Origin of the sequence: Bradyrhizobium nitroreducens, assembly GCF_002776695.1 — a bacterium.
Taxonomy (GTDB): Bacteria; Pseudomonadota; Alphaproteobacteria; order Rhizobiales; family Xanthobacteraceae; genus Bradyrhizobium; species Bradyrhizobium nitroreducens.
This window is the reverse complement of the sequence record NZ_LFJC01000003.1, coordinates 832,460-857,076: the sequence shown is the minus strand read 5'-3', so window position 1 is coordinate 857,076 and position 24,617 is coordinate 832,460. Positions and strand designations below refer to the sequence as shown.

Genomic DNA, 24,617 nt, shown 5'->3' with positions numbered 1-24,617 from the left:
TCGCAATGGGTCTGTGGCGCGGCAAATCTCCGTTGATCCTGGCCTCGCAGAGCAGCGCGCGCAAGATGCTGCTGGCCAATGCCGGGCTGGAATTCAAGGCTGTTGCCGCCGATATCGATGAACGCGGTATTCAGGCTGCGTCGAAGCTATCGAGCCCGCGCGAGATCGCTCTGCTGCTGGCCCGCGAAAAAGCCAAAGCCGTCTGCGCGGATCATCCCGGCAGCTACGTGATCGGCGCCGATCAGACGCTGGCCCTTGGCAACCGTCTCTTCAACAAGCCCGCTGGCCGGCCGCAGGCCTTGGCGCAATTGCGCGATCTCGCCGGCAACAGCCACGAGCTGAATTCCGCGGTGGCCCTGGCACGTGACGGCAAGGTCGTTTTTGAGGACGTCTCGGTGGCCCGCATGACGATGCGGGAGATGACCGAGGCGGAGTTGTCGGCCTATCTCGATGCCGCCGGCGATGCCGTCACCACCAGCGTCGGGGCCTATCAGCTCGAAGGCCTCGGCATCCATCTGTTCGAACATATCGAGGGCGACCATTTCACCATTCTCGGCCTGCCGTTGCTGGCGCTGCTTGCGTTCCTGCGGCGCGAACGGCTAGTTGCCGTGTGAATGACGGACATGGTTATAGGCTGATGCGGATCCTGGGACTGACCGGCTCGATCGGGATGGGAAAATCGACCACCGCGAAATTGTTCGCGGAGGCCGGCGTGCCCGTCTACGACGCCGATGCCGCCGTGCATGAGCTCTACGAGGGCGAAGCGGCGCCGGCGATCGAGGCCGCCTTCCCCGGCACCACCGCGAACGGCAAGGTCGATCGTCCCAAGCTGTCGGCGCGCGTCGTGCATGATCCCGCTGCCATCAAGCAGCTCGAGCAGATCGTCCATCCGATGCTCGGCGCCTCCCGCCAAAAATTCTTCGCCGACGCCGAGGCCGCCAAGGCGCCGGTCGTGGTGCTGGACATTCCGCTGCTGTTCGAAACCGGCGGCGAGAAGCGGGTCGACGCCGTGGTCGTGGTCTCGACCTCGCCGGAACTGCAGCGCGAACGGGTGCTGGCACGCGGCACGATGGACGAAGCCAAGCTGGACGCCATCATCGCCAAGCAGACCCCGGATGCCGAGAAGCGCAAGCGGGCCGATTTCGTGGTGGATACGTCCCACGGACTTGAGCCGGTGCGCGCCCAAATCGCGCACATCCTGGCCGAGGTCGTTAAGATGCCGCAGCGGCGAACCTGATTCGCGGCCGACCCGGCTCTCACGGCACCAATCTCAAGATACCGATCTCAGGACATGCGCGAAATCGTTCTCGATACCGAAACCACTGGCCTCGATCCGCTGCGCGGCGATCGGCTGGTCGAAATCGGCTGCGTCGAGATCCTCAATCGCATGCCGACGGGGCAGAGCTATCACGTCTACATCAACCCCGAGCGGGACATGCCGGCGGAAGCCTTCGCCGTGCACGGGCTGTCGGCTGAATTCCTGTCGACCAAGCCGTTGTTCCACGAGATCGTCGACGAGTTTCTCGCATTCATTGGCGATGCGCCGCTGGTGATCCACAACGCCTCGTTCGATATCGGCTTCATCAATGCCGAGCTCGACCGGATCAAGCGCGCGGCGATCCCGCGCGAGCGGCTGGTCGATACGCTGCTGCTGGCGCGGCGCAAGCATCCCGGCGTGTCCAACCGGCTCGACGATCTCTGCTCGCGCTATTCGATCGACAATTCACACCGCACCAAGCACGGCGCATTGCTGGACGCCGAACTGCTGGCCGAGGTCTATGTCGATCTGGTGGGAGCGCGGCAATCGCAGCTGCTCCTGGCGTCGGACACTCAGGAGATTCGCGTCAATGCGGCCGGCGATGCGCCGCGGCGGCAGCGCCTTGTGCCGCTCGCGCCGCGGGTTTCAGAGGCCGAGCGAGAGGCCCATCGGGCCTTCATCGCAACGATGGGCGAAAAGGCGATCTGGAACGAGTATCTCGCCGCCCCAGTCGCCCCACCGGCTGGTTAAGCCTGACCGGCTTGACCGCCCTGGGCGGCCATTTGCCGCTCCATGTTCTGGCGATAGAGGCCGACGAAGTCGACCGGATCCAGCATCAGGGGCGGGAACCCGCCGTCGCGCACTGCGGTGGCGATGATCTCGCGTGCGAACGGGAACAAGAGGCGCGGGCACTCGATCATGACCAGCGGGTGCAGATTTTCCTTCGGCACGTTGGCGATGCGGAACACGCCGGCATAAGCGAGCTCGAACGAGAACATGATCTTGCCCGCGGTCTCGGCCTTGCCCTCGACCGACAGCGTCACCTCGAACTCCTGTTCGCTGAGGTTGTTGGCGCTGACATTGATCTGGATGTTGATCTGGGGCGGCTGGCTCTGCTGCTGGAGCGAGCTGGGCGCGTTCGGATTTTCGAACGACAGGTCCTTGGTATATTGCGCCAGCACGTTGAGCTGGGGCGCCTGGGCCGCCTCGGGAGGGGTGCCGTTACCGTTGGTCATGAGAGTCTCTCCTTACCCGATTTGGGCTGAATTTCGCGGCGGTTGGCTAACATAGGGCCGCCTCGTTCCACAAGGACGAACGGTCCCGCAGGGGGATACGCCCCACGCTCGCAACTATGACGCTCATCCTGCCGTTTCCGCGAAATAGCGCCTTAAACGATTGAAGATGCGCGATTTCCGGGCAGGATCGGGTTTCCCCTTAAGCATAAAACGCGCTACACTTGCTGCTGTGCCAAAAGGCGCCATTGGCCGGGCAAGATTTCGTGCCTACATCCCGAAGGACCTGACGCGGACCTAAAATGGTGATGTAGACTTGCCGTTCCCGTATGGAACGGTCTACTGGCCGGATTGATTTTCCCGGCAACGAGCCCCTTCTAGTCGGCCACTTCTCGAGAAGACCAGAAAGCGAATACGACGTGGACATCTACACCATTATCTTCCTGGCGCTGGCGGTCTTCATCTTTCTGCGGCTGCGCAGCGTGCTCGGTCAGCGGACCGGCAACGAACGGCCGCCGTTCGACCGGACGGCCGCCCGCAATGCGTTGGGGGGAGCCCAGGACAACAATGTCGTGGCCATGCCGGGCAAGGTGATCGATCAGGCCCCGTTGGCGCCGACCGCCGAGCCGACCCCGCCCTCCGACCGCTGGAAGGGGCTGGCTGAACCCGGTACCCCGCTGGCGCAGGGCCTGGATGCCATCGTCGACAAGGATTCCACGTTCGATCCGCGCCATTTCATCTCGGGCGCCCGCGGCGCCTACGAGATGATCGTGCTGGCCTTTGCCAATGGCGACCGCCGCGCGCTGCGCGACCTGCTGTCGTCGGAGGTCTATGACAGCTTCGACGCCGCGATCAAGGAGCGCGAGAAGAACGATCAGAAGACCGAGACCCGCTTCGTCTCGATCGACAAGGCCGAGCTCGTCGGTGCCGAGCTGCGCGACCGTACCGCCCAGCTCACGATCCGTTTCGTCTCGCAGATGATCTCGGCCACCCGAGACAAGGCCGGCAACATCGTCGACGGCAGTGCCGATACGGTCGCCGACATCACCGACATCTGGACTTTCGCCCGCGACATCACCTCTCGCGATCCGAACTGGAAGCTGGTTGGCACCGGAAGCGCGAACTAAAGTCTTTCTGAAGAACAGCGCGACGGCGCTTTGCGCAGGCGTCGTCGTGCTGTCGTCGTTTTCGCTCGGCGCCGAGGCGGCGCGGCGCCACTATCGCAGCCATCACCATCATGCTCCGGCGCTGCCTGCCGCTCCGCCGCGGGCCTTGCCCTATCCGCAGCTGCCGCTGCCGTTCGAAATATCCGGCGCGCAATATCTGCCGCTGGCCTGGGCGGACGTGAAAGGCTGGGGCGATGACGATCATCTCGCGGCGTTCAAGACGTTTCGCGCGAGCTGCAAGACGATCAACGCTCAAACCGGCGTGGCCGAACCCAAGGCGCTGGCAGGCTCGCTGAGTGAGCCCTGCCGGGCGGCAAAATCGCTCGAGCTGACCGACGACGCCAAAGCCAAAACCTTCTTCGAGGAGAATTTCGCGCCGCTGCGCATCTCGCGTCTCGGCGAACCCGACGGTTTCGTCACCGGCTATTACGAGCCGGTGCTGGAGGGATCGCGCACGCAGACCGACGTCTACAATGTTCCGGTCTACCGCCGTCCCTCGAACCTGTTCGTGCGCGGCTACAAGCAGGATTCGGTGAGTCTGCCCAACAAGGGGCCGGTCTATCGCAAGATCGGCCGCCGCAAGCTGGTCCCCTATTACGACCGCGGCGAGATCGAGGACGGCAAGATCGCCGGCCGTGGGCTGGAGATCGCCTGGCTGAAGGATCCGACCGATCTGTTGTTCGCGCAGATCCAGGGTTCGGCGCGGATCAAGTTCGACGACGGCACGTCGGTCCGGCTCAACTACGACGCCTATAACGGCTATCCCTACACCGCCGTCGGGCGCATCCTGATCGAGCGCGGCATCATCCCGAAGGAGGAGATGTCGATGCAGAAGATCAGGGAATGGATGGCGCAGAACCCCGATGGCGCCAAGGAGCTGCGTCGTCAGAATCGCGCTTACATCTTCTTCCGCGAGGTCAACCTCTCCGACAAGGACGAGGCGGTGGGCGCGCAGGGCATCCCGCTGACGGCGGGACGCTCGATCGCGGTCGACAAGTCGCTGCATGTCTACGGCACGCCGTTCTTCATCGAGGGCGAGCTGCCGATCGAGTCCGAACGCGCCAAGACCGCGTTCCACCGGCTGATGATCGCGCAGGACACCGGCTCGGCCATCATCGGCCCCGCGCGCGCCGATCTGTTTTTCGGCGCAGGCCAGGAAGCCGGCCGCATCTCGGGGCGGCTGCGCCATCCCATGCATTTCGTGATGCTGGTGCCGAAGGGCCTCGATCCCAGCGTGCGTGCTGCGCGGCTGCCGGTGCCGGACCCGCGGCCGTCCGAGAAGATCGCAAAGCTGTTTCCGCAGACCCCCCCGGCAAAGGCGGGCACACCTGCCGCCGCCGCGGCGCAAGACAAGAACGAAACGGTTGCCATCGCCGGCCCCGTTCCGCTACCGGTGCCGCGCCCCGCGATCGACCCTGCCCCTGAACCGCGTCGGCCAGCGAAGAATCGTCCCCATCGGCAGCAATGAAGCGATCGTCCCGTCCGCCCGTGCTGGAGCCTCGCCCCTCGCCGCGTCGCCGCGCGCTGAGCGAGGAGGAGCGCGCGCTGTGGGACAGCGTCGCCAAACAGGTCAAGCCGCTCAGGAAGCTTCGCACGGCCAAGGCGCACGCCGCGCCGCCTGCCGCACCTTCACTGGCGGCTCCGGTGACCCGGCCTTCGTCGCCGGCAAGACCGGTTGCCACTGCGCCGGCGCCGCGGGTCACGAAACCGCCGGTCCCGCCCTTGGCGCCGCTCGGCAAGCGCGAGCGCGCGAAATTGTCGCGCGGCCGCAGCGAGATCGAGGCGCGGCTCGATCTGCACGGCATGACCCAGACGCGCGCCCATCGCGCACTGACCGGCTTCCTGCACCGCGCCCATCATGATGGACTGACCTTCGTGCTCGTCATCACCGGCAAGGGAAGAACCGGCGGCGAAAGCGGCGTGCTGCGCCGCCAGGTGCCGGAATGGCTGAGCCTGCCGGAATTCCGCGCTTTCGTCGTCGGCTTCGAGACCGCGCATATCGGCCACGGCGGCGAGGGCGCGCTGTATGTGCGGATCAGACGGGCGAGGTCTTAGAACGGCCGGATGATTCCGACGCGCGGGATCAACGTGATGATCAGGCCGAAGATGTTCGTGCGGCGATCCTCCGCCGGAATCAGCGCAGTGTCCCGCGCGGCCGGCAGCATCTTCACCGCATGCAGGATCAGGAACATGCAGACCGCCCAGTTCGAGATCCAGCGCGAATAGTCGAACACCATCGCGAACATCACGAGATAGGCGAGGCTGACGCCGACCAGCGCTGCGATGACGAACCGCCTGTGCAGATCGCTCGCGAGCGCGCCGATCAGGTCGGCAAAGAAACGCCACAGCGGCGTGTGCAGCCAGATCAGAGCTGCGAACACGGGCACGCCGAGGCTGTTGTGCGGCAGCCGGCCCCAGGTGTCCGAAATCTCCTTCGCCAGCGGCTGGTACCAGATGTAGGCGAATTGCAGCAGATCCGTGCGGGAAGGATCGGCCATACGCGTCTTCAGATATGCGACGAAATCCGCCTCCGGGATCGGCATCGTTCCCCAGAATTGCGCCGCGAAGAACAGCGCGGAGACGAGGCCGAGGGCGCCGATGCCGAAGGCGACGTTGCTGCGGTTGCAGCCATAGGCGAGGTAGTGCCTGATCACGACGATGGTGACGATCGTCGGCACATACATCAGGAGATGAATGTGGTGGATCAGCACGAGAATGACCGAGAACAGCGCGGCCGTGGCAACAAACAGCAGCGAACCCGCCGGCATCAGCAGCAGGACGATCGCCAGTGCGCAGCCATAGATGTCGAAATGGCCGAGCGTGTGCATGAAGTTCTTCAGGAAGAACGGCGAGCCCGCGATGAAGACGAACAGCGGCAGCGTCTTCGCGGTGAACCCGAACGTTCTCTGAAAGAGCCTCAGGAAAAGCGCCAGCGTCACCAGCCACGTCACCCCGCCGATCGCGAATACCAGCCACACCGGCACCTTGTCGGTGAACAATGCGATGACCGCGCCGATCAGCGCGCGCTTGATGAAGCCGAGATGATAGTCGACCAGGAGATGGATATAGGGGACGTAAGGCGGCAGCTGGATCTTGTGAATGAACACGCCGGCGATCACCGCCGCGTTGATCGCGAGCAGCAGACGCCAGGGGTTTTGCAGGATGCGTACGGTCACGCCGCATCAATAGCGTGACCGCTCCAAATTACAAAATGAACCGGCTCAGATCGGCGTTCTTGGCGAGGTCGCCGACGTGCTTCTGCACGAAATCGGCATCGACCTTGACGGTCTCGCCATTGCGGTCGGGGGCGGTGAAGGAGATTTCGTCCAGCACCCGCTCCATCACCGTCTGCAGCCGCCGCGCACCAATGTTCTCGACGGTGGAATTGACGGCGACAGCGACGTCGGCGAGCGCGTCGATGGCGCTGTCGGTGATGTCGAGCGTCACGCCCTCGGTCTGCATCAAGGCGACATATTGCTTGATCAGCGAGGCCTCGGGCTCGGTCAGGATGCGGCGCATGTCGTCGCGGGTCAGCGCCTGCAATTCGACGCGGATCGGAAGCCGGCCCTGCAATTCCGGCAACAGATCCGACGGCTTTGCGACGTGGAAGGCGCCGGAGGCGATGAACAGGATGTGGTCGGTCTTCACCGCGCCGTGCTTGGTCGAGACCGTGGTGCCCTCGATCAAGGGCAAGAGATCGCGCTGCACGCCCTCGCGCGAGACGTCGCCGCCGACGCGGCCGTCACGGGCGCAGATCTTGTCGATCTCGTCGAGGAACACGATACCGTTGTTCTCGACCGCGCTGATCGCCTCCAGCGTCAGCTGATCGGTGTCCAGCAGCTTGTCGGATTCCTCGTTGACGAGGATCTCGTGCGAGCTCTCGACCGTCAGCCGCCGCGTCTTGCTGCGGCCGCCCAGCTTGCCGAAGATGTCGCCGATCGAGATCGCGCCCATCTGCGCGCCCGGCATGCCCGGGATCTCGAACATCGGCATGCCGCTGCCGCCGCCTTGCGTCTCGATCTCGATTTCCTTGTCGTTCAATTCGCCGGCGCGCAGCTTCTTGCGAAAAGATTCACGCGTCGTGGAAGAGGCATTGGCGCCGACCAGTGCGTCGAGCACGCGCTCCTCGGCGGCGAGCTGGGCGCGGGCCTGCACGTCCTTGCGCTTCTTCTCGCGCACCTGGGCGATCGCGACCTCGACGAGATCGCGCACGATCTGCTCGACGTCGCGGCCGACATAGCCGACCTCGGTGAATTTGGTCGCCTCCACCTTGAGGAACGGCGCATTCGCCAGCTTGGCGAGCCGTCGCGCGATCTCGGTCTTGCCGACTCCGGTCGGGCCGATCATCAGGATGTTCTTCGGCAGCACCTCTTCGCGCAAGGAGCCGGTGAGCTGCTGCCGCCGCCAGCGGTTGCGCAGCGCGATCGAGACGGCGCGCTTGGCATCGGCCTGGCCGACGATGAAACGGTCGAGTTCGGAAACGATTTCGCGGGGAGAGAAGTCTGTCATGTCTGTCTAGCTAGGGCGGGAGGCGGCCAAGGACAAGTCGCTTTTTCGGTCAGATGATGGGCGGACCCGACTGCCATTGCTTCACGGCCTCGATCGGATGGATCAGCATCAGGATGTTGAGCGTCAGATTGTCGCGAATGTGGAGCGCCAGCATGAGCTCGAAGGCGAGGCCGATCAGGATCGTCGCCGATACGGGCAGAACGCGCGCGACGAGGAACCCGAGCATCATGGCCAGATTGTCGGAGACCGAATTGACGATGCTGTCGCCGAAATAATCCAGCGAGATCGTGCCGGCGCGGTAGCGCTCGATGATGAACGGCGAGTTCTCGACGATCTCCCAGGCGCCTTCGATCAGCATGGCGATGATCAACCGCGTCGGCCACGACAAGGACAGGAACGGCATGCGCACGAACAGCAGCCAGGTCAGGCCGTAGAACAGAAAGCCGTGCAGGATGTGCGAGAAGGTGTACCAGTCGGCGATGTGCTGGGAGTTCTCCGAGCTGTTCACCACGCCGTGCCACAGCTTGACATAGCCGCAGGTGCAGATCGGCACCCGCCCCATCGCGAACAGGATCGCGGCCTGCAGCGCCAGCAGCAACAGCGCGATGCCGACCCAGTAGGCTGGAGGGATCGCTGTCTTGGTGCTCTCGGGCGCGAGTGTCATGCCCGAGCAGCATTGTGCTCCCTCTCCCGCTCGCAAGCGGGAGAGGTTAGATCGAGCCCAGAGCTACGCTCCCCGTCCACGGATGGATCCTCTACCCGGTCGCCAGGCTCTCGATGGTCAAATTCCGGTTGGTGTAGACGCAGATGTCGGCGGCGATGTCCATGGAGCGGCGGACGATGGCCTCGGCGTCCTTGTCGGTGTCGAGCAGGGCTCGGGCCGCCGCCAGCGCGTAATTGCCGCCGGAGCCGATCGCCATCACGCCGGCCTCGGGCTCGAGTACGTCGCCGGTGCCTGTCAGCACCAGGGAGACGTCCTTGTCGGCCACGATCATCATGGCCTCCAGCCGCCGCAGATAGCGGTCGGTACGCCAATCCTTGGCGAGCTCGACCGCGGCCCGGGTCAGCTGCCCCGGATATTGCTCGAGCTTGGCTTCCAGCCGCTCGAACAGGGTGAAGGCGTCGGCGGTGGCACCGGCAAAGCCGCCGATCACGTCGCCCTTGCCGAGTTTCCGGACCTTCTTGGCGTTGGACTTGATGACGGTCTGGCCGATCGAGACCTGGCCGTCGCCGCCAACCACCACCTTGCCGCCCTTGCGGACGGTCAAGATCGTAGTGCCGTGCCAGCCCGGCGAGCTGTTCTTGGAATCCTGCATGAAGTACCTCACTGTCCGGCCTGATTTAGGCGGTCGGAGCTGAGGGCACAACGGGCCGCTCCGGCCCCAATTTCGGTCACCATAGGTGGAAGTGCCGCCCAGCCAAGGCGATCCCGCGGTAGCGAAGGCGTCATTTGGCTGTTAAAAGACCGGCGTTTTCGGCCCCGAGCCAGGATGAGAGCCAGTTTCAATGCGCACCGCGACGATCAAGCGCAAGACCAAGGAAACCGACATCGAGGTCTCCGTGAACCTCGATGGCACCGGCGTGGCCAATATCGCGACCGGCATCGGCTTTTTCGACCATATGCTCGATCTTCTCGCCCGCCATTCCCGCATCGACCTCACGGTCAAGGCGGTCGGCGATCTGCACATTGATTATCACCATACCACCGAAGACACTGGCATCGCGCTCGGCCAGGCGGTCAAGCAGGCGCTCGGCAACATGGCGGGCATCACCCGCTATGCCGGCATCCACATGCCCATGGACGAGACGCTGTCGCGCGTGGTCATCGACATCTCGGGCCGCCCGTTCCTGGTGTTCAAGGCCGATTTTCCCCGCGACAAGATCGGCGAATTCGACACGGAGCTGGTGCGCGAGTGGTTCCAGGCCTTCGCCATGAACGCCGGCGTGACTCTCCACGTCGAGACCCTATATGGCGATAACAGCCACCATATCGCCGAGTCCTGCTTCAAAGGTCTGGCGCGGGCGCTGCGCACCGCCGTCGCGATCGACCCGAAGGCGGCGGGCGAGATCCCGTCGACCAAGGGCTCGCTCGGCGGCTGACGTTTCCGGCCGGCGGCGGCATTCGCCGCTTGCGGTATCACTGAATCCCTAGGAACGGGGCATCACCATGCCTGTCTATACAGTTCATGCTCCCTCCCCCGCCGGAGCCGATCTGCGCGCGACCGACAAGTTCGTGTTCGTGCGCGACGGGTTTCATTTCTGGGCGATGGTCTTCGGACCGTTCTGGCTGCTGTGGAACCGGCTCTGGCTGGCGCTGATCGGCTATCTGATCTTCGTCGCCGCGTTCAATGCGGGCTTGTCCAGCCTCGGTATCGGTCGCTCTTCGATCTTCTTCGCCGATCTCATCGTTGCCCTGCTGACGGGCCTCGAGGCCTCGAGCCTGCGCCGCTGGACGCTGTCGCGCGGCAAATGGCGGCAGCTCGACGTGGTGGTTGCCGACGACGAGGACACCGCCGAGCGCCGCTTCTTCGAGCGCTGGAGCCAGAAGCAGCACGGCATCGTCAACGATCAATGGGCCGTCGATCGCGGCGGCCCGCCGCCGACCCGCCATACGCCGGGTCAGCAATTCTCGAACCCGCCGCCGATTCCGGCCGGCGGCATCATCGGGTTGTTTCCAGAACCGGGAGGGTCAAGATGAGCGTCGCCATCATCGATTACGGTTCCGGCAATCTGCATTCCGCAGCGAAGGCGTTCGAGCGCGCCGCGCGCAGTCTCGAAAATCCGCAAAAGGTTTTTGTCACCAGCGATCCCGATCAGGCTTACGAGGCCGACCGCCTGGTGCTGCCGGGCGTCGGCGCGTTTGCCGATTGCCGGCGCGGCCTCGACGCCGTCAACGGCATGGTCGAGGCGATCACCGAAGCGGTGCGGGTCAAGGCGCGGCCGTTCTTCGGCATCTGCGTCGGCATGCAGCTGATGGCAAGCCGCGGCAAGGAGCATGTCATCACCGAAGGCCTGAACTGGATCGGCGGCGACGTCGAGAAGATCACGCCGCGCGACGAGAGCCTGAAGATCCCGCACATGGGCTGGAACACGCTCGACCTGCTGCAGGAGCATCCGGTGCTGAACAAGCTGCCGCTCGGCCCCAAGGGCCAGCACGCTTATTTCGTGCACTCCTACCACCTCAACGCCGCCAACGAGGCGGACGTGCTCGCGCGCGCCGAATACGGCGGTCCCGTCACCGCGATCGTCGCCAAGGACACCGCCATCGGCACCCAATTCCACCCCGAGAAGAGCCAGCGTTTTGGATTGGCCCTGATCTCGAACTTTTTGCGATGGAAACCGTGATTCTCTTCCCCGCTGTTGACCTCAAGAACGGCCAGTGCGTGCGCCTGGAGCAAGGCGACATGGCGCGCGCGACCGTGTTCAACCTCAACCCGGCCGCGCAGGCGCAGAGCTTCGTCGAGCAGGGCTTTGAGTATCTCCACGTCGTCGACCTCGACGGCGCCTTTGCCGGCAAGCCGGTGAATGCGCAAGCCGTCGAGGCGATGCTGAAGGCGATCAGGATCCCGGTGCAGCTTGGCGGCGGCATTCGCGATCTCAAGACCGTCGAAGCCTGGCTCGACAAGGGCATCACCCGCGTCATCATCGGCACCGCCGCCGTACGCGACCCTGAACTGGTGAAGGCGGCGGCGAAGAAATTTCCCGGCCGCGTCGCGGTCGGGCTGGATGCGCGTGACGGCAAGGTCGCGGTCGAAGGCTGGGCCGAGACCTCGCAGGTCACGGTGCTGGAAATCGCGCAGCGTTTCGAGGATGCCGGCGTCGCCGCCATCATCTTCACCGACATCGCGCGCGACGGCCTGCTCAAGGGCCTGAACCTGGACGCGACCATCGCGCTGGCCGACGCCATCTCCATTCCCGTGATCGCCTCCGGCGGTCTCGCCTCGATCGACGACGTCAAGGCGATGCTGACGCCGCGCGCATCGAGACTTGCCGGCGCGATCGCCGGCCGCGCGCTCTATGACGGTCGGCTCGATCCCGCCGCCGCCCTCACCCTGATCCGCAACGCGCGCGCCGCCTAGGAGACATCCGATGTTCAAGGTGCGCGTGATCCCCTGCCTCGACGTCAAGGACGGCCGCGTCGTCAAGGGCGTCAACTTCGTCGATCTCCGGGATGCCGGCGACCCCGTCGAAGCCGCGATCGCCTATGACGCCGCCGGCGCCGACGAGCTCACCTTCCTCGACATCACCGCCACCCACGAGAACCGCGGCATCATGCTGGATGTCGTCCGCCGCACCGCGGAGGCCTGTTTCATGCCTGTCACCGTCGGCGGCGGCGTGCGTGAGGTCAACGACATCAAGACGCTGCTGCGCGCCGGCGCCGACAAGGTCTCGATCAACAGCGCGGCCGTGTCGCGGCGCGAGTTCGTCAAGGAAGCGGCCGAGAAATTCGGCGAGCAGTGCGTCGTGGTCGCGATCGACGCCAAGCGGGTCAAGCGCCCCGGCGGCGACCGCTGGGAGATCTTCACCCATGGCGGCCGCAACTCGACCGGCATCGACGCCATCGAATATGCCCAGGAAGTGGTCGCGCTCGGCGCCGGCGAAATCCTGCTCACTTCGATGGATCGCGACGGCACCAGGCAGGGTTTCGACATCCCGCTGACCCGGGCCATTGCCGACAGCGTTCCCGTTCCGGTGATCGCCTCGGGCGGCGTCGGCAATCTCGATCACCTCGTCGACGGCATCCGCGACGGACACGCCACGGCCGTGCTGGCGGCCTCGATCTTCCATTTCGGGGAATTCACCATCCGCGAAGCCAAGGAGCATATGGCCCGGCGTGGACTGGCGATGCGCCTCGATGCCTGACGACTCCCGATCGCAAAAATGCTACATAGGCCGGCGGGGAATGGCCTCCGTGGCCTCAAGTGTGTCCGAGTAAGTCCGATGCCGCGTTTTACCATCCACGATCTGGCCGAGACCATCGACGCCCGCGCCGCCGCCGGCGGCGAGGCCTCCTATACCCGCAAGCTTCTGGACAAGGGTGCCGAGCATTGCGCCAAGAAGTTCGGCGAGGAAGCAGTCGAAACCGTAATCGCAGCAGTCGAAAACGATCGCGCGCATCTGATCGCCGAAAGCGCGGACCTGCTCTATCATTTCCTTGTCCTGCTCAAGGCCCGCGGCGTAAAGCTGGAAGAGGTCGAGGCGACGCTGGACAAGCGGACGAATATGTCAGGGTTGGAAGAGAAAGCGTCTCGCAAGAGCGGCAGCTAGTCGAGCTCTTAACGGAAAGGTCGCGTCATGGATATCCGCGCACCCGAGCAGCAGTATAATCCGTACCGCGTTTACACCCGCGAAGAGTGGGCGCGGCTGCGTGACGATACGCCGATGACGCTGGAGCCGGGCGAGTTCGACCGGTTGCGCTCGCTGCACGACCGCCTCGATCTCAAGGAAGTCGAGGATATTTATCTCCCGTTGTCGCGCCTGCTCTCGATCTATGTCGATGCGATGCAGCGCCTGTATTACGCGGAGCGCCAGTTTCTCAACATCCGCGACCGCAAGGTGCCCTACATCATCGGGGTCGCCGGTTCGGTCGCCGTCGGGAAATCCACCACGGCCCGCGTGCTCCAGGCCTTGCTGGCGCGCTGGTCGCCGCGTCCGAAGGTCGAACTGATCACCACCGACGGGTTTCTTTACCCGAAGGCTCTGCTCGAACAGCAGGGCATCCTGCAGAAGAAGGGCTTTCCGGAGAGTTACGACCTGCCGCTGCTCCTGAGCTTCCTCTCTGATATCAAGTCCGGCCGCCGCCATGTGCGCTCGCCGGTCTATTCGCATCTGACCTACGACATCGTGCCGAACGAATGGGCCGAGATCGACCAGCCCGACATCCTGATCGTCGAGGGCGTCAATGTGCTGCAGACCGGCAAGCTGCCGCGCGACGGCAAGGCGGTGCCCGTGGTCTCCGACTTCTTCGACTTCTCGGTCTATATCGATGCCGACGAGGCGGCGCTGCGGCAATGGTACATCAAGCGCTTCCTGGCGCTCCGAGACACCGCGTTCACCAATCCGAAGTCCTATTTCAACCGCTATGCGCTGCTCTCGGACGAGGAGGCCACCGCCACCGCCACGGCGATCTGGGAGCGCACCAACCTCGCCAATCTCGAGGACAACATCCTGCCGACCCGTCCGCGTGCGACACTGATCCTGAAGAAGGGCGCGGATCACGCGGTGGAGAGCGTCGCGCTCAGACGTCTGTGATCGCGGCGGCCTGGAGCGTTTTCGAGCGAAGTGGACGCCGGTTCGCGTGAAGAAAACGCGTTAAAACAAGAATCTAGAGCTTCGGTTCTGATTCAACCGAAAATGCTCTAGAAGGCGCGGGTCGGTTCGGACAAAGGTGCCTTTTGTTGCAGACCGCCAAAAGGTATTCGGCTATGACCTTCGAAAACGCGGGGGGTCCATGGTTGATCGTCTCAGAAGTGCTGCGGAGCAGCTTGAAGCGCCGACCTGCCCGGACTGCCACATCGAGATGAGGTGGTTTCGCTCGGAGCTGCTCGCAGACGAGCCGGTTCCGATCATCGCGCATCTGTTCGTCTGCCCGCATTGCAAGCGGACCGCGCAGACAGACACCCTCTTCCAGGGAACCCAGCGGTCGCCTGACAAGCTATCCGCGCCGCGCTTCATGGCTTACGCCGCCTGACACGTCACTTGCTAGCCTCCTGACGCTCCTTGGAGCCGACGAAGATCTGCCACGCGGTCAGGAACATTGCGGCGACGAGCGGGCCGATGACGAAGCCGTTCGCTCCGAAGGTCGCAAGGCCACCCAGGGTCGCGAGCAGCACGACATAGCTCGGCATCCGGATCGACTGTCCGACCAGAATTGGGCGCAGAAAATTATCGGCAAGGCCGATCACGAAGGTCCCGAAAGCGAGCAGGATGATTCCCTTCGTGACGGCGCCTGACACGAGCAAATAGAGGCCGGCCGGAACCCAGACCATGGCGGAGCCGACCACCGGCAGAAGCGAAAGCAGCGCCATGACGGCACCGGCCAGCAGCGGCGCAGTCAGGCCGAGCAGCCAGAAGATCAGGCCGCCGAGTGCGCCCTGGATCATGGCAACCAGGATGATCCCCTTGATCGTGCCGCGAACCGCAAGCGTGAACGCATCGAGGATCTTGGCGGTGTGGCTCGCTCGCAGCGGCAGCGCGTCGCGGATACGCAAGTTCAGCTCGTCACCGTCGCGCAGGAAGAAGAACAGCAAGTACAGCATCACAAGCAGGCTCGCGACGAACTCCAGCGTCAGCTGACCGATGTTGATCGCGTGCCCGGCCAGCTGCTGGCCGGCCGGGACGACCAGGCTCGACAAGCGTTCTTTCAGGGCCGTCAGATCGATGCCGGCCAAGCGGTCCGACAAGGACGCGGCCCAGTCCGGCAGTGCCGCCTTCAGTTGCTGCAGGGGATGAGCCAGATTGATCTCGCCAGTCTGAACGCGCTGATAGAGCTCGCCTCCCTGGTCGACGAGCGAAGCAATCACGACCCCGACGGGGATCAGGACCATGACGACCACGACGATCACGGTGGAAAGTGCGGCAGCGTTGCGCCATTCCGGAAACGGTTCCAGGCAGCGTCGATAGAAAGGCGCGAAGATGATCGCCAGCAGGGTGGCCCACAACAGGGCGCCAGAGAACGGCCAAAGCAGCCAGCCGAAGGCGAGGGTAATCACGCCAAGCCAGACGAGAAATGAGCGGTCTTCCGATGTTCTCACGTGCCGCCGGTCCTCCAGTCGCACCTTACGGGACGTTGGTAGCACAGGACCGTGCCGGAGCGGCAAGCCACGCCCTGCCTCCGTCGCGCCAGCGATAAAATCGCATGTGGTCGATCACTTGCCGGTCTTGGCAGTCCAATCGGCGATCTTGATGCGCCCCGCAAAGGTGGCGGGACCGGAACCGCTGGCCTTGTAGACGAAGGCCTCGCCCTCCTGGACGTCGCCGGCATCCTTGCCGAAGGCATCGGCGATGTTCGTCTTGTGGGTGACAAGGAACGTGTTGAAGCCGGCCCTCGGCGGCGCGTCGACGAGCTGACGCACGGCCTGGCCAGCCTTCGCATTGGCGCCGGCCGGGTTTGCCATTCCCGACGCGCTGGCGTTGCTGCTGTCCGTCAAGGCATCGATCGGCTTGACCTCACGGCCGGAGATCAGCTTGCCGGCCTCGATCGCGCGGTTCAGCCGGCTGGTGTAGACATCGCCGATCGGGATCGCGAGCTCCTTGATCGCTGCCCCGATCCGGCGCGCCATGTCCCTGCCCTTCTCGCTGAGCTGGCGCTGGGCGCTCATGTCGTCGAACTTGAAGGGGTAGATGTCCTTTTGGCTGTCGTCGGTCGCGGTGTGCCGAAAGATCAGCACGTAGCCGCCTTTCTTGAGCGAGGCGATCAGCTCCGGTGTATCGGCCGCGGCGGGTCGAGAGAAGCCGACGAGAAGGACAATGAATGCGAGGCGGCACAGCACAGTCATGTGCGAAATCCTCCGGCAAATGCCCCCGGAGGATGGTGACGCGCAACGCGGCCGAATTCAATTGTCGATTGCCGGATGGGATCGCGGTTCCGCGAGACGCCCGATCAGACGGCCAGCCGCCGCGACGCCGCCAGCCCTGCCAGCGCTTCGTCCAGCTTGTCGCGATCGAGCGGCTTGATCAGGAATCCGTTCATGCCCGCTTCGAAGCAGGCATAGCGATCTTCCACCAGCGTATTGGCGGTGAGCGCGAGGATCGGCGTGTGGTGGCCGCCCGTGGCGGCCTCATGCGCGCGGATGCGCTTGGTCGCCTCGATGCCGTCGAGCTGCGGCATCTGGATATCCATCAGCACGAGATCGTAGGGCGTGCCGGCCGATGACGCCGCGAGCCAGGATTCCAGCGCGGCCTCGCCGTGGATGGCGATGACAACGCGATGGCCGAGCTTCGTCAGCAGCGAGCGCATCAGCAGCGCGTTGATCTCGTTGTCCTCGGCGACGAGGATCGACAGGCCCTTTGCGGCTGTCGTGCCGGCAGCTTCAGCGGTCGATTCCGGCGCGAGATCGGGCGAGGCGACCTCTGGCGTCAGCGCGAGGCGGGCGGCAAGGGAGGCCGCTCGCAGCGGCTTCACCAGGAAGCCGGTGAAGGCCGGCGACAGTTTCTCATGCCGCGAGCTCGACGTCAGCAGCACGAGGCGCTGCAGCGCATGTGCGCGGGCCATTTCGCCGAGCTGGTCGGCGATGCCAGGGCCGATCGCACGATCGACCAGCAGCGCGTGCCAGGAGCGTTCCGGCAGCAGCGCTTCGGCGACCGCCGCGTCCGCAACCAGGCAGGTCTGGCCGCCCCAGCGTTCCAGGCGGCGCGCGATCAGCGAGGCCTCGATGCCGTCGGCGACGAGGAGGATCGACTTGCCGGTGAGATCGGGGCTTGGAAAGGCGGTCTGCCCCGCGCTCGCCTGCGACGGCGGAAGCGGCACTGCGATCTCGAAGGTCGAGCCCTTCCCCGGCTCGCTCGCGAGCGTAATCCGGCCGCCCATGCGCTTGACGATGCGCTCGCTGATGGCAAGGCCGAGCCCGGTGCCGCCATAGGTGCGGGCGACGCGCTCGTCGGCCTGCTCGAATTCGCGGAAGATGCGTTGCTGGGCTTCGGCTGCGATGCCGATGCCGGTGTCGCGGACCAGGAAGCTGATCTCGTTCGGCCAGATGCCGGGCTCGACGATCAGCGCCACGCCGCCCTTGCCAGTGAACTTGATGGCGTTGCCGGCGAGATTGAGCAGCACCTGGCGCAGTCGCGCGGAATCGCCGATCACCTCCAGCGGCAGACGCTCGTCGACATAGGCAGCGATCTCGAGCTCCTTCGCCTGCGCGCGGGGCGCGAGCAGCTCGGTGATCTCTTCGACCAGGGTCGCGAGTGCGAAGGGGCGCTGCTCGAGGTCGAGCTTGCCGGCCTCGATCTTGGAATAGTCGAGCAACTCCTCGATCAGCGCCATCAAGGCTTCGCCCGAGGTCTTCACCGCCTTGGCATAGGTCGCCTGCTCCGGCGTCAGATTGGTGTCGAGCAACAGGCCGCCCATGCCGATGATGCCGTTGAGCGGCGTGCGGATCTCGTGCGAGGCCATGGCGAGGAAGCGCGATTTGGCGCGGTTGGCCGCGTCGGCCTGGTCGCGCGCGTCGGACAGAGCGCGCTCGGTCTCGGTGCGGTCGGTGACGTCGCGTCCCACGCTCTGCAATTCGGCGGGTTGCCCGGCATCGAGGCGGACATAGCCCTCGCGCCATGCGATCCAGCGCGCGCCGAGCGGGGTTGCGATCTTCTGGTCGTGGACGCGCGTGCCGTTGCTCTCGCGCGCGCTATCGCCCTGCTCCAGTACGTCGAAGTCGAAGCGCGTGCCGACCAGCGCGTTGCGCGCCTGTCCTGCCAGCGCGCAATAGGCCTCATTGGCGAAGGTGATGCGGCCATCGGTGTCGCGCAGAACGATGAGGTCGCCCTGCTGCTCGAACAGACTGCGGGCGCGTTCTTCGGCTTCCTTCAGCTCCCAATTGCGGTCGATCAGTGCCTCGTTGTGGGCAGCGAGCGTACGCATCCGCTTGTTGACGAAACGCAGACGCATGCTCAGCGTCGCAAGGCCGAGACAGGCGAGCGCAAACAGGAAGCTCGCGCCGATCGCAAAGGCGTGGGGATCGTAGCCGGAGGTCTCGGACCGGCTGCCCGAGACGAAGCCATAGGCGCCACCGAACGTCGCCGAGAAGATCACGAAGGAGCGGATCGCAAAGGCGATGCGGGGGTGCTTTCGCCTGAAACGGCGCATGCGCACCTTGATCCGGAACGTCCGACCCATCGTCACCCCGACTGTTGTCCGAAACCCCACCACTGCCGCGTGCGACGATGGCCCGTCGACCTTGCAAACAGTTTGAGGCTTCGGTGCCGCCTCCTAACAGGGTTGACGAGATATTAACGGCCTACAGCGAGGCGGCCTGGAGATGTCGATGGCCGCCATGGGCGCCGACGATCAGCGCCGCCGCCTCGCGCTGCGAGAACGACTTCGAGCGCACATAGATGCGGTAATCCGCCGGCCCGTCGGTGGAGAGATAGATCACCTGGCCGCCGTCGACGGGCTGAGCGGCGATCGAGACGAGGCGCGTCGAGGGGCTGGCCTGACAGGAGTCCGGCTCGGAACCGAGGCCGTCGTCGACCACGGCGAAGTCCGCAGCGTCCGCATCGTCGGTGATCTGAACCCGCACAGTGGCGCGCGCCGGATCTTCGGTGAAGGCGACATGCACGCCGGCGGCCCAGAACAGCGACGTGAGCTCGACCGAGGTGTCGCCCAGGGCGATGCAGGGATGCGAGACCGATCCGATTTCCGCGCGGGCGAAGACCGCAGCCGCCAACAGGGGAACCACCGAGGCCAGGATCTTGAGACGCAACATGACACTCTACTCGCCAGGCCCCGGGAACTCGCAACTGAGATGAGCGGGCCTTATGGTTTGCAGAGCGTAAAGGAAACTCGTTACCGCCGGGTTGATGCGCTTAAATGATCAAGCCAGCTGCCGCACATCCTCCGCGAGTGCGCGGTAGGACAGCGCTTCAGCAAGATGCAGCCGGCCGATCTTGTCGGCGGAATCGAGGTCGGCCAGCGTGCGCGCCACCCGCAGCACGCGGTGGTAGCCGCGCGCCGACAGCCGCATCGTCTCGGCGGCCTCGCGCAGCAGTTTTTGTCCCTGCGGGTCCGGCTTTGCGATCTCCTCCAGCACGGAAGCGGGCGCCTCGGCATTGGTGCGGACTTTTGGCAGGCCGGCATCGGCGTAACGCGCGAGCTGAATGTCGCGCGCCGCCGCCACGCGCGCGGCAACCTCGGCCGATCCTTCCGTCGGCGGCGGCAGGATCAGATCGGCCGCGGTCACCGCCGGCACCTCGATGCGCAGATCGATGCGGTCCATCAGCGGGCCGGAGATGCGCGCCTGGTAGTCGCCGGTGCAGCGGTCGATGCGGCCGCGCTTGCAGGCATAGCCGGGCTCGAACGCGTTGCCGCAGCGGCACGGATTCATCGCCGCGACCAGCATGAAGCGGGCAGGGTAGGTGACGCGGTGATTGGCGCGCGACACCGCGACCTCGCCGTTCTCCAGCGGCTGCCGCAGTGAATCAAGCACGCGTGGATCGAACTCCGGCAGCTCGTCGAGGAACAGCACGCCCTGATGCGCCAGCGAGATCTCGCCCGGCTTGGCGCGCATGCCGCCTCCGGTGAGCGCGGCCATGCTTGCGGAATGATGCGGCGAGCGGAACGGCCGCCGCGCCGTCAGCGCGCCGCCTTCGATCTCGCCGGCGACGGAGGCGATCATCGAGACCTCGAGCAGCTCGCCCGGCGAGAGCGGCGGCAGGATCGAGGGCAGCCGCGCCGCCAGCATCGACTTGCCGGCGCCGGGCGCGCCGATCATGAGCAGGTGGTGCCCGCCGGCAGCCGCGATCTCCAGTGCCCGCTTGGCGCTTTCCTGGCCCTTGATGTCGCGCAGGTCGAGCGTGGAGCTTGCTGCTTCATGCACCTTCGGCGAAGGACGCGACAGCACCTGCGTGCCCTTGAAATGGTTGGCGATCTGGATCAGCGATTGTGCGGCGATGATCTGGATGTCCGGGCTGGCCCAAGCGGCCTCGGAGCCGCAGGCGGCCGGGCAGATCAGTCCTTCCTCGCGCATATTGGCGCCGATGGCGGCAGGAAGAACGCCGGCCACGGGCGCGATGGATCCGTCGAGGCCGAGCTCGCCGAGAACGGTAAAGCCGGTCAGCGCGTCCGGCGGAATCGCCCCGATCGCCGCCATCAGGCCGAGCGCGATCGGCAGGTCGTAATGGCTGCCCTCCTTGGGCAGGTCGGCCGGCGCCAGGTTGACGATGATCCGGCGCGCCGGCAGCGCCAGCCCCGAGGCGATCAGCGCCGCGCGCACCCGCTCGCGCGCCTCCGACACCGCCTTGTCCGGGAGACCGACGATGGCAAACGCCGGCAGGCCGGGGGCGACCTGCACCTGCACGTCGACCGCGCGGGCCTCGATCCCCTCAAAGGCGACGGTGGAAACCCGCTGAACCATGCTCAAACCAGCCTGCCCCTCTCGCACAATTAGGGGTAGCAGAGCCGGGCGCAGTCCGCAAGAACAATACGGGAACGCTCTGGGAGAAGCTGCAAGTCCTAACCAGTCGTAAACACGGCCGAGACACTACGCCTCGAATGCTGCCCTCCGTCCTCAGCACATCCCAACGAATGTCCGCTACTCCTAGGCCTGCGGGATGGGCCGTGGTCTAACGGGTGAACAGTTCAAATGCTTGCAAATCGCCGGAGAAGCGAACGTCGGGTGTGCAGCCGGCTCGCCAAGATCCATTTTGGCGCGGGCTCGCTGCCGCGGGACTGCACCATCACCGATATCTCGGATGGCGGCGTGAAGGTCGTGGCGGAATTTCTGGAAGTGCCGCCGCAATTCACCATCATCTTCGCGCCGGACTATTCCCGCCAATGCCGCCTGCGCTGGCGCATCGGCTGCGAATTCGGTGCCGAATTCGTCGATTGAGACGCGGGGACTTCCGTCCTTAACGGGACTTTAGCGTTAATCGGCAAGCATCTCTGATCAGTCGCCGAGTGATCAGAGTATGTTCAAGCGTTTGTCCCTCGCCTTTCCGCCGGCGGGATATCTGTGTTCCGCCGTCCTGATCCTTGCCCTTGGCGGCTGCCAGACCACCGGTATCGAGGACGTCACCGGCGCGCTCGGCGGCAAGCAGGAATCCGCCGCCAAGACCAATGACAAGGCCCGCGGCAGGCCGGACATGGACGCCTTGCGCGAGCGTTACCGGGCCAAGCCCAGCGATCCCGCGATTGCCATCGAATACGGCAAGGCGCTGCGCGATGGCGGCCAGCGCGCTCAGGCGGTCGCGGTGCTCGAGCAGGCCGTGCTCGCCCATCCCGGCAACAAGGCGCTGCTCGCCGGCTACGGCCGCGCCCTCGCCGACAACGGCAATTTCCAGCAGGCCTTCGACGTCCTCGGCCGCGCGCATTCGCCTGAGGATCCCGATTGGCGCATCCTGTCGGCGCAGGGCGCCGCGCTCGATCAGCTCGGCCGCAACGAGGAAGCGCAGCAATATTACGCCGCGGCGTTGAAGATCGTGCCGGACGAGCCGACCGTGCTGTCCAATCTCGGCCTGTCCTATATGCTGCAGAACAATCTGCCGAGGGCCGAACAGGTGCTTGGCCGCGCTTATCAGCGCAATCAGAACGATGTGCGGGTCCGCGCCAATCTGGCGCTCGTGCTGGGATTGCAGGGCCGCGAGGCCGAGGCGGAAATCCTCGTGAAGGCAGATTTGCCGCCGGACCAGGCCGCGGCCAAGGTCACGGCGCTGCGGCAGCTGCTGGCAAAGAAGCAGCAGCGGGCGGACAAGTAGTCCGCCGCTTTTGGCGTACGCCTATGACGCCTTGCGATGCGGCGCGGAGCTGCGGCCTGATCTGCCCTTCAGCTTCTTCAAGAGCGGCTCGAGCAGCGAGCGTTTCGGCTTTTTCACCTCGCCGCGGCCGGCGAGGCGGTTCGCCATGTTCTGAAACAGCTCGGTGGTGCGGTGGTTCTTGGAGACCTCGGCGATCATCTGGCCGTTATTGGCCGCGGTCGAGAACAGCTTCGAATCGAACGGGATCACCGCGATCGGCTGGCTCTCCATGGTCTTGGCGAAGGCCTTGACCTCGATCTCGGCGCGCTTGTGCATGCCGACCTGGTTGAGGCAGTACAGCGGCGGCCGGTCGTTCGGCCGCGCCGCCTTCAGCACGCTCAGCATGTTCTTGGTGTTTCGCAGGTTCGCCAGATCCGGCTCGGCGACGATCACGATGTCGTCGGCGTTCACCAGCGCGCGCCGCGTCCAGCCGGACCATTGGTGGGGCACGTCGAGCACGATGCAGGGCGTGGTCATGCGCAGCGTATCGAACACGGCGTCGAAGGCTTCGGCGCCGAAGTCGTAGACGCGGTCGAGCGTGGCAGGCGCCGCGAGCAGGCTGAGGCGCTCGGTGCATTTGGCGAGCAGGCGTTCCATCAGCGCCGTGTCCGGGCGGTCCTGCGACAGCACCGCGTTGGCGATGCCCTGCACCGGGTCCTGGTTGTAGTCGAGGCTCGCGGTGCCGAAGGCGAGGTCGAGATCGATCACGACCGAATCGAGCGAAAGGTCGCGGGCGATGGTCCAGGCCACATTGTGCGCGACCGTGGACGCGCCGACGCCGCCCTTGGCGCCGACCACCGCGATGACGCGGCCGGTGATGATGGCCTCGGAGGCGGAGAACAGGCTGCAGATCGAGCGGACGACGTCGAGCGTTTCGACCGGGCCGACGACGTAGTCGTTGACGCCGCGGCGCACCAGCTCGCGATAGGGCGCGGTGTCGTTGGGATTGCCGATCACGACCACGCGGGTGCCGGGATCGCAGACGCCGGCGAGGTCGTCGAGCCCTTCGAGGATGTCGCGCGTGCCGTCGGATTCGATCACGATCACGTTCGGCGTCGGCATCGATTCATAGACTTCGATCGCCGCGGCGAGGCCGCCGTCCTTGGCGGTGAGGTGCGCCTTGGCAAGCCGGCGGTCCTGCCCCGCCGCGGTCACCGCGGCGAGTGTCTTCTCGGTCTCGCAAAAGGCCTGCACCGAGATGCGAGGGACCGGCGCAATGTGTTCCTCGGGGTGCCGCGGATCGTCCGCGTCGTCTTCGTGAAGCGCTGTCATTTGCCGATATCGCTGAGTTTGGCCTTGTCGGTCTCGGGTGAGGGAGTCGAGATCGCCGTACCCTTGCGGTAACGCTCGAAGGCGATGTCGCGTCGGGCGGTATAGGCGGGCGCCTCGGATCGCGGCTGCTCGAGGTCGGCGGGGTTGTCGATCATCGCCGCGAGATTGCGCTGACTGGCACAGCCCAGATTGAAATAGGGCCGGTTCTCGTTGTAGCCGGGATCGAGGATGTTGGGCCCGATGTCTTCCGGCCAGAGCCCGCAAGGGCCGGCGACCGCGGCGATCCTGGAATAGCTCAAGCGGATGGTGGGCAGCAGTCCGGGATCCTCAGGACGATAGGGATGCTGCACGATGGCGCGGGACGGCACGCCGCCGGATGCGAGCACGGAGCGGATCTCCCGATAGGTCGCGGCCGCCGCGCGCGAATTCGCGATGTCGACGGGGACGTCGACGACGACGGAGCCGGTGCCTTCGCGCACCCAGTCCCGCGCGATCCCCGCGATGTCCGAGTGCTGCGCGGCCGAGAGGCCGCCGCGCGCCTTGCCGACGAAGATGACGATCGACTTCTTGCCTTCCTGCACGGCGATCGGGTGGCGCTGGCGATAGTCGGTCGGCACCGTCTGGGTGACGATCTCGCCGGTGGTGTTGCAGGCGCCCAGCATGACGGAGAGGCCCGTCAGTGCCAGCGCGATTCTCAAGCTGCGACGTCGATCGGCAGATGTTGTCGTCATCGCCTGG

28 protein-coding genes are annotated in these 24,617 nt (G+C 65.3%); 16 read left to right on the top strand and 12 right to left on the bottom strand.

Annotated features, from left to right (window positions below):
• The first annotated feature begins 5 nt into the window (after positions 1–5).
• From TSA1_RS04325 to dnaQ, 3 genes are read left to right on the top strand one after another with little or no spacing between them, the layout of a single operon-like run.
• On the top strand, positions 6–614 hold the full coding sequence (locus TSA1_RS04325; RefSeq protein ID WP_100175266.1) for a Maf family nucleotide pyrophosphatase: 609 nt from the start codon (positions 6–8) through the stop codon (positions 612–614).
• Between the two features lie 23 nt (positions 615–637).
• Entirely contained in the window at positions 638–1,237 is a 600-nt protein-coding gene (gene coaE / locus TSA1_RS04320) for a dephospho-CoA kinase (protein ID WP_100175265.1), read from the top strand.
• Between the two features lie 54 nt (positions 1,238–1,291).
• Positions 1,292–2,008, top strand: coding sequence for a DNA polymerase III subunit epsilon (gene dnaQ, locus TSA1_RS04315; RefSeq protein WP_100175264.1), 717 nt, complete (start codon positions 1,292–1,294; stop codon positions 2,006–2,008).
• Here dnaQ and secB read toward each other — a convergent pair.
• Positions 2,005–2,493 (bottom strand): protein-export chaperone SecB, encoded by a 489-nt coding sequence (gene secB / locus TSA1_RS04310; RefSeq protein WP_097660485.1) that lies wholly within the window; start codon positions 2,491–2,493, stop codon positions 2,005–2,007. The genes dnaQ and secB overlap by 4 nt on opposite strands.
• A 416-nt stretch (positions 2,494–2,909) precedes the next feature.
• On the opposite strand from secB, the gene TSA1_RS04305 reads away from it, so the two are divergent.
• From TSA1_RS04305 to TSA1_RS04295, 3 genes are read left to right on the top strand one after another with little or no spacing between them, the layout of a single operon-like run.
• Positions 2,910–3,617, top strand: coding sequence for a Tim44/TimA family putative adaptor protein (locus tag TSA1_RS04305; RefSeq protein WP_100175263.1), 708 nt, complete (start codon positions 2,910–2,912; stop codon positions 3,615–3,617).
• Positions 3,595–5,124 carry a murein transglycosylase A gene (gene mltA / locus TSA1_RS04300; protein ID WP_174718750.1) on the top strand — a complete coding sequence of 510 codons (1,530 nt, stop codon included), beginning with the start codon at positions 3,595–3,597 and terminating at the stop codon, positions 5,122–5,124. The genes TSA1_RS04305 and mltA overlap by 23 nt, the downstream gene beginning before the upstream one ends.
• Positions 5,121–5,711, top strand: a complete 591-nt coding sequence (locus TSA1_RS04295) for a Smr/MutS family protein (protein ID WP_100175261.1) — start codon at positions 5,121–5,123, stop codon at positions 5,709–5,711. The genes mltA and TSA1_RS04295 overlap by 4 nt, the downstream gene beginning before the upstream one ends.
• On the opposite strand, the gene TSA1_RS04290 is transcribed toward TSA1_RS04295, so the two are convergent.
• The 4 genes from TSA1_RS04290 to hslV form a co-directional block, all read right to left on the bottom strand.
• On the bottom strand, positions 5,708–6,832 hold the full coding sequence (locus TSA1_RS04290) for a hypothetical protein (RefSeq protein ID WP_100175260.1): 1,125 nt from the start codon (positions 6,830–6,832) through the stop codon (positions 5,708–5,710). The genes TSA1_RS04295 and TSA1_RS04290 overlap by 4 nt on opposite strands.
• A gap of 28 nt (positions 6,833–6,860) precedes the next feature.
• Complete coding sequence (hslU, locus tag TSA1_RS04285) at positions 6,861–8,165, bottom strand: ATP-dependent protease ATPase subunit HslU (protein ID WP_100175259.1); 1,305 nt, start codon at positions 8,163–8,165, stop codon at positions 6,861–6,863.
• Between the two features lie 49 nt (positions 8,166–8,214).
• The gene (locus tag TSA1_RS04280) at positions 8,215–8,829 is read right to left on the bottom strand and encodes a DUF2585 domain-containing protein (RefSeq protein ID WP_100175258.1); all 615 of its coding nucleotides are present in this window, start codon (positions 8,827–8,829) and stop codon (positions 8,215–8,217) included.
• Between the two features lie 91 nt (positions 8,830–8,920).
• Positions 8,921–9,481 carry an ATP-dependent protease subunit HslV gene (gene hslV, locus TSA1_RS04275; RefSeq protein ID WP_100175257.1) on the bottom strand — a complete coding sequence of 187 codons (561 nt, stop codon included), beginning with the start codon at positions 9,479–9,481 and terminating at the stop codon, positions 8,921–8,923.
• 190 nt (positions 9,482–9,671) lie between these two features.
• On the opposite strand from hslV, the gene hisB reads away from it, so the two are divergent.
• From hisB to TSA1_RS04235, 8 genes are all read left to right on the top strand, one after another.
• Positions 9,672–10,265, top strand: coding sequence for an imidazoleglycerol-phosphate dehydratase HisB (gene hisB / locus TSA1_RS04270; protein WP_100175256.1), 594 nt, complete (start codon positions 9,672–9,674; stop codon positions 10,263–10,265).
• A gap of 67 nt (positions 10,266–10,332) precedes the next feature.
• Positions 10,333–10,863 carry a DUF2628 domain-containing protein gene (locus tag TSA1_RS04265; protein WP_100175255.1) on the top strand — a complete coding sequence of 177 codons (531 nt, stop codon included), beginning with the start codon at positions 10,333–10,335 and terminating at the stop codon, positions 10,861–10,863.
• A complete protein-coding gene (gene hisH / locus TSA1_RS04260) occupies positions 10,860–11,510 on the top strand; it encodes an imidazole glycerol phosphate synthase subunit HisH (protein ID WP_100175254.1) in 651 nt (216 codons plus the stop codon). Before TSA1_RS04265 ends, hisH begins: the two co-directional genes overlap by 4 nt.
• Positions 11,507–12,244: a 1-(5-phosphoribosyl)-5-[(5-phosphoribosylamino)methylideneamino]imidazole-4-carboxamide isomerase gene (hisA, locus tag TSA1_RS04255; protein ID WP_100180961.1), complete on the top strand. Its 738-nt coding sequence runs from the start codon at positions 11,507–11,509 to the stop codon at positions 12,242–12,244. Before hisH ends, hisA begins: the two co-directional genes overlap by 4 nt.
• A gap of 10 nt (positions 12,245–12,254) precedes the next feature.
• Positions 12,255–13,028: an imidazole glycerol phosphate synthase subunit HisF gene (hisF, locus tag TSA1_RS04250; RefSeq protein ID WP_100175253.1), complete on the top strand. Its 774-nt coding sequence runs from the start codon at positions 12,255–12,257 to the stop codon at positions 13,026–13,028.
• 78 nt (positions 13,029–13,106) lie between these two features.
• Complete coding sequence (locus TSA1_RS04245; protein ID WP_100175252.1) at positions 13,107–13,433, top strand: phosphoribosyl-ATP diphosphatase; 327 nt, start codon at positions 13,107–13,109, stop codon at positions 13,431–13,433.
• Between the two features lie 27 nt (positions 13,434–13,460).
• The gene (gene coaA, locus TSA1_RS04240) at positions 13,461–14,417 is read left to right on the top strand and encodes a type I pantothenate kinase (RefSeq protein ID WP_100175251.1); all 957 of its coding nucleotides are present in this window, start codon (positions 13,461–13,463) and stop codon (positions 14,415–14,417) included.
• 199 nt (positions 14,418–14,616) lie between these two features.
• Positions 14,617–14,856 (top strand): hypothetical protein, encoded by a 240-nt coding sequence (locus TSA1_RS04235; RefSeq protein WP_100175250.1) that lies wholly within the window; start codon positions 14,617–14,619, stop codon positions 14,854–14,856.
• A gap of 4 nt (positions 14,857–14,860) precedes the next feature.
• On the opposite strand, the gene TSA1_RS04230 is transcribed toward TSA1_RS04235, so the two are convergent.
• The 5 genes from TSA1_RS04230 to TSA1_RS04210 all read right to left on the bottom strand — a co-directional run bounded on the left by TSA1_RS04230 (position 14,861) and on the right by TSA1_RS04210 (position 21,229).
• The gene (locus TSA1_RS04230) at positions 14,861–15,919 is read right to left on the bottom strand and encodes an AI-2E family transporter (protein WP_174718749.1); all 1,059 of its coding nucleotides are present in this window, start codon (positions 15,917–15,919) and stop codon (positions 14,861–14,863) included.
• Between the two features lie 114 nt (positions 15,920–16,033).
• The gene (locus TSA1_RS04225) at positions 16,034–16,663 is read right to left on the bottom strand and encodes a histidine phosphatase family protein (protein ID WP_174718748.1); all 630 of its coding nucleotides are present in this window, start codon (positions 16,661–16,663) and stop codon (positions 16,034–16,036) included.
• A 104-nt stretch (positions 16,664–16,767) separates the two neighbouring features.
• Entirely contained in the window at positions 16,768–18,993 is a 2,226-nt protein-coding gene (locus TSA1_RS04220; RefSeq protein WP_174718747.1) for a PAS domain-containing hybrid sensor histidine kinase/response regulator, read from the bottom strand.
• 121 nt (positions 18,994–19,114) lie between these two features.
• Positions 19,115–19,582 carry a hypothetical protein gene (locus TSA1_RS04215; protein WP_100175247.1) on the bottom strand — a complete coding sequence of 156 codons (468 nt, stop codon included), beginning with the start codon at positions 19,580–19,582 and terminating at the stop codon, positions 19,115–19,117.
• A gap of 108 nt (positions 19,583–19,690) precedes the next feature.
• A complete protein-coding gene (locus TSA1_RS04210) occupies positions 19,691–21,229 on the bottom strand; it encodes a YifB family Mg chelatase-like AAA ATPase (RefSeq protein ID WP_100175246.1) in 1,539 nt (512 codons plus the stop codon).
• Between the two features lie 228 nt (positions 21,230–21,457).
• Here TSA1_RS04210 and TSA1_RS04205 point away from each other — a divergent pair, with 228 nt between their 5' ends.
• Complete coding sequence (locus tag TSA1_RS04205; protein WP_018644993.1) at positions 21,458–21,703, top strand: PilZ domain-containing protein; 246 nt, start codon at positions 21,458–21,460, stop codon at positions 21,701–21,703.
• A gap of 79 nt (positions 21,704–21,782) precedes the next feature.
• Positions 21,783–22,568 carry a tetratricopeptide repeat protein gene (locus TSA1_RS04200; RefSeq protein ID WP_100175245.1) on the top strand — a complete coding sequence of 262 codons (786 nt, stop codon included), beginning with the start codon at positions 21,783–21,785 and terminating at the stop codon, positions 22,566–22,568.
• 21 nt (positions 22,569–22,589) lie between these two features.
• Here TSA1_RS04200 and TSA1_RS04195 read toward each other — a convergent pair whose 3' ends face one another.
• On the bottom strand, positions 22,590–23,879 hold the full coding sequence (locus TSA1_RS04195; RefSeq protein ID WP_100175244.1) for a CpaE/TadZ family protein: 1,290 nt from the start codon (positions 23,877–23,879) through the stop codon (positions 22,590–22,592).
• Complete coding sequence (locus TSA1_RS04190; RefSeq protein WP_100175243.1) at positions 23,876–24,610, bottom strand: CpaD family pilus assembly protein; 735 nt, start codon at positions 24,608–24,610, stop codon at positions 23,876–23,878. Before TSA1_RS04190 ends, TSA1_RS04195 begins: the two co-directional genes overlap by 4 nt.
• Between the last annotated feature and the right edge of the window lie 7 nt (positions 24,611–24,617).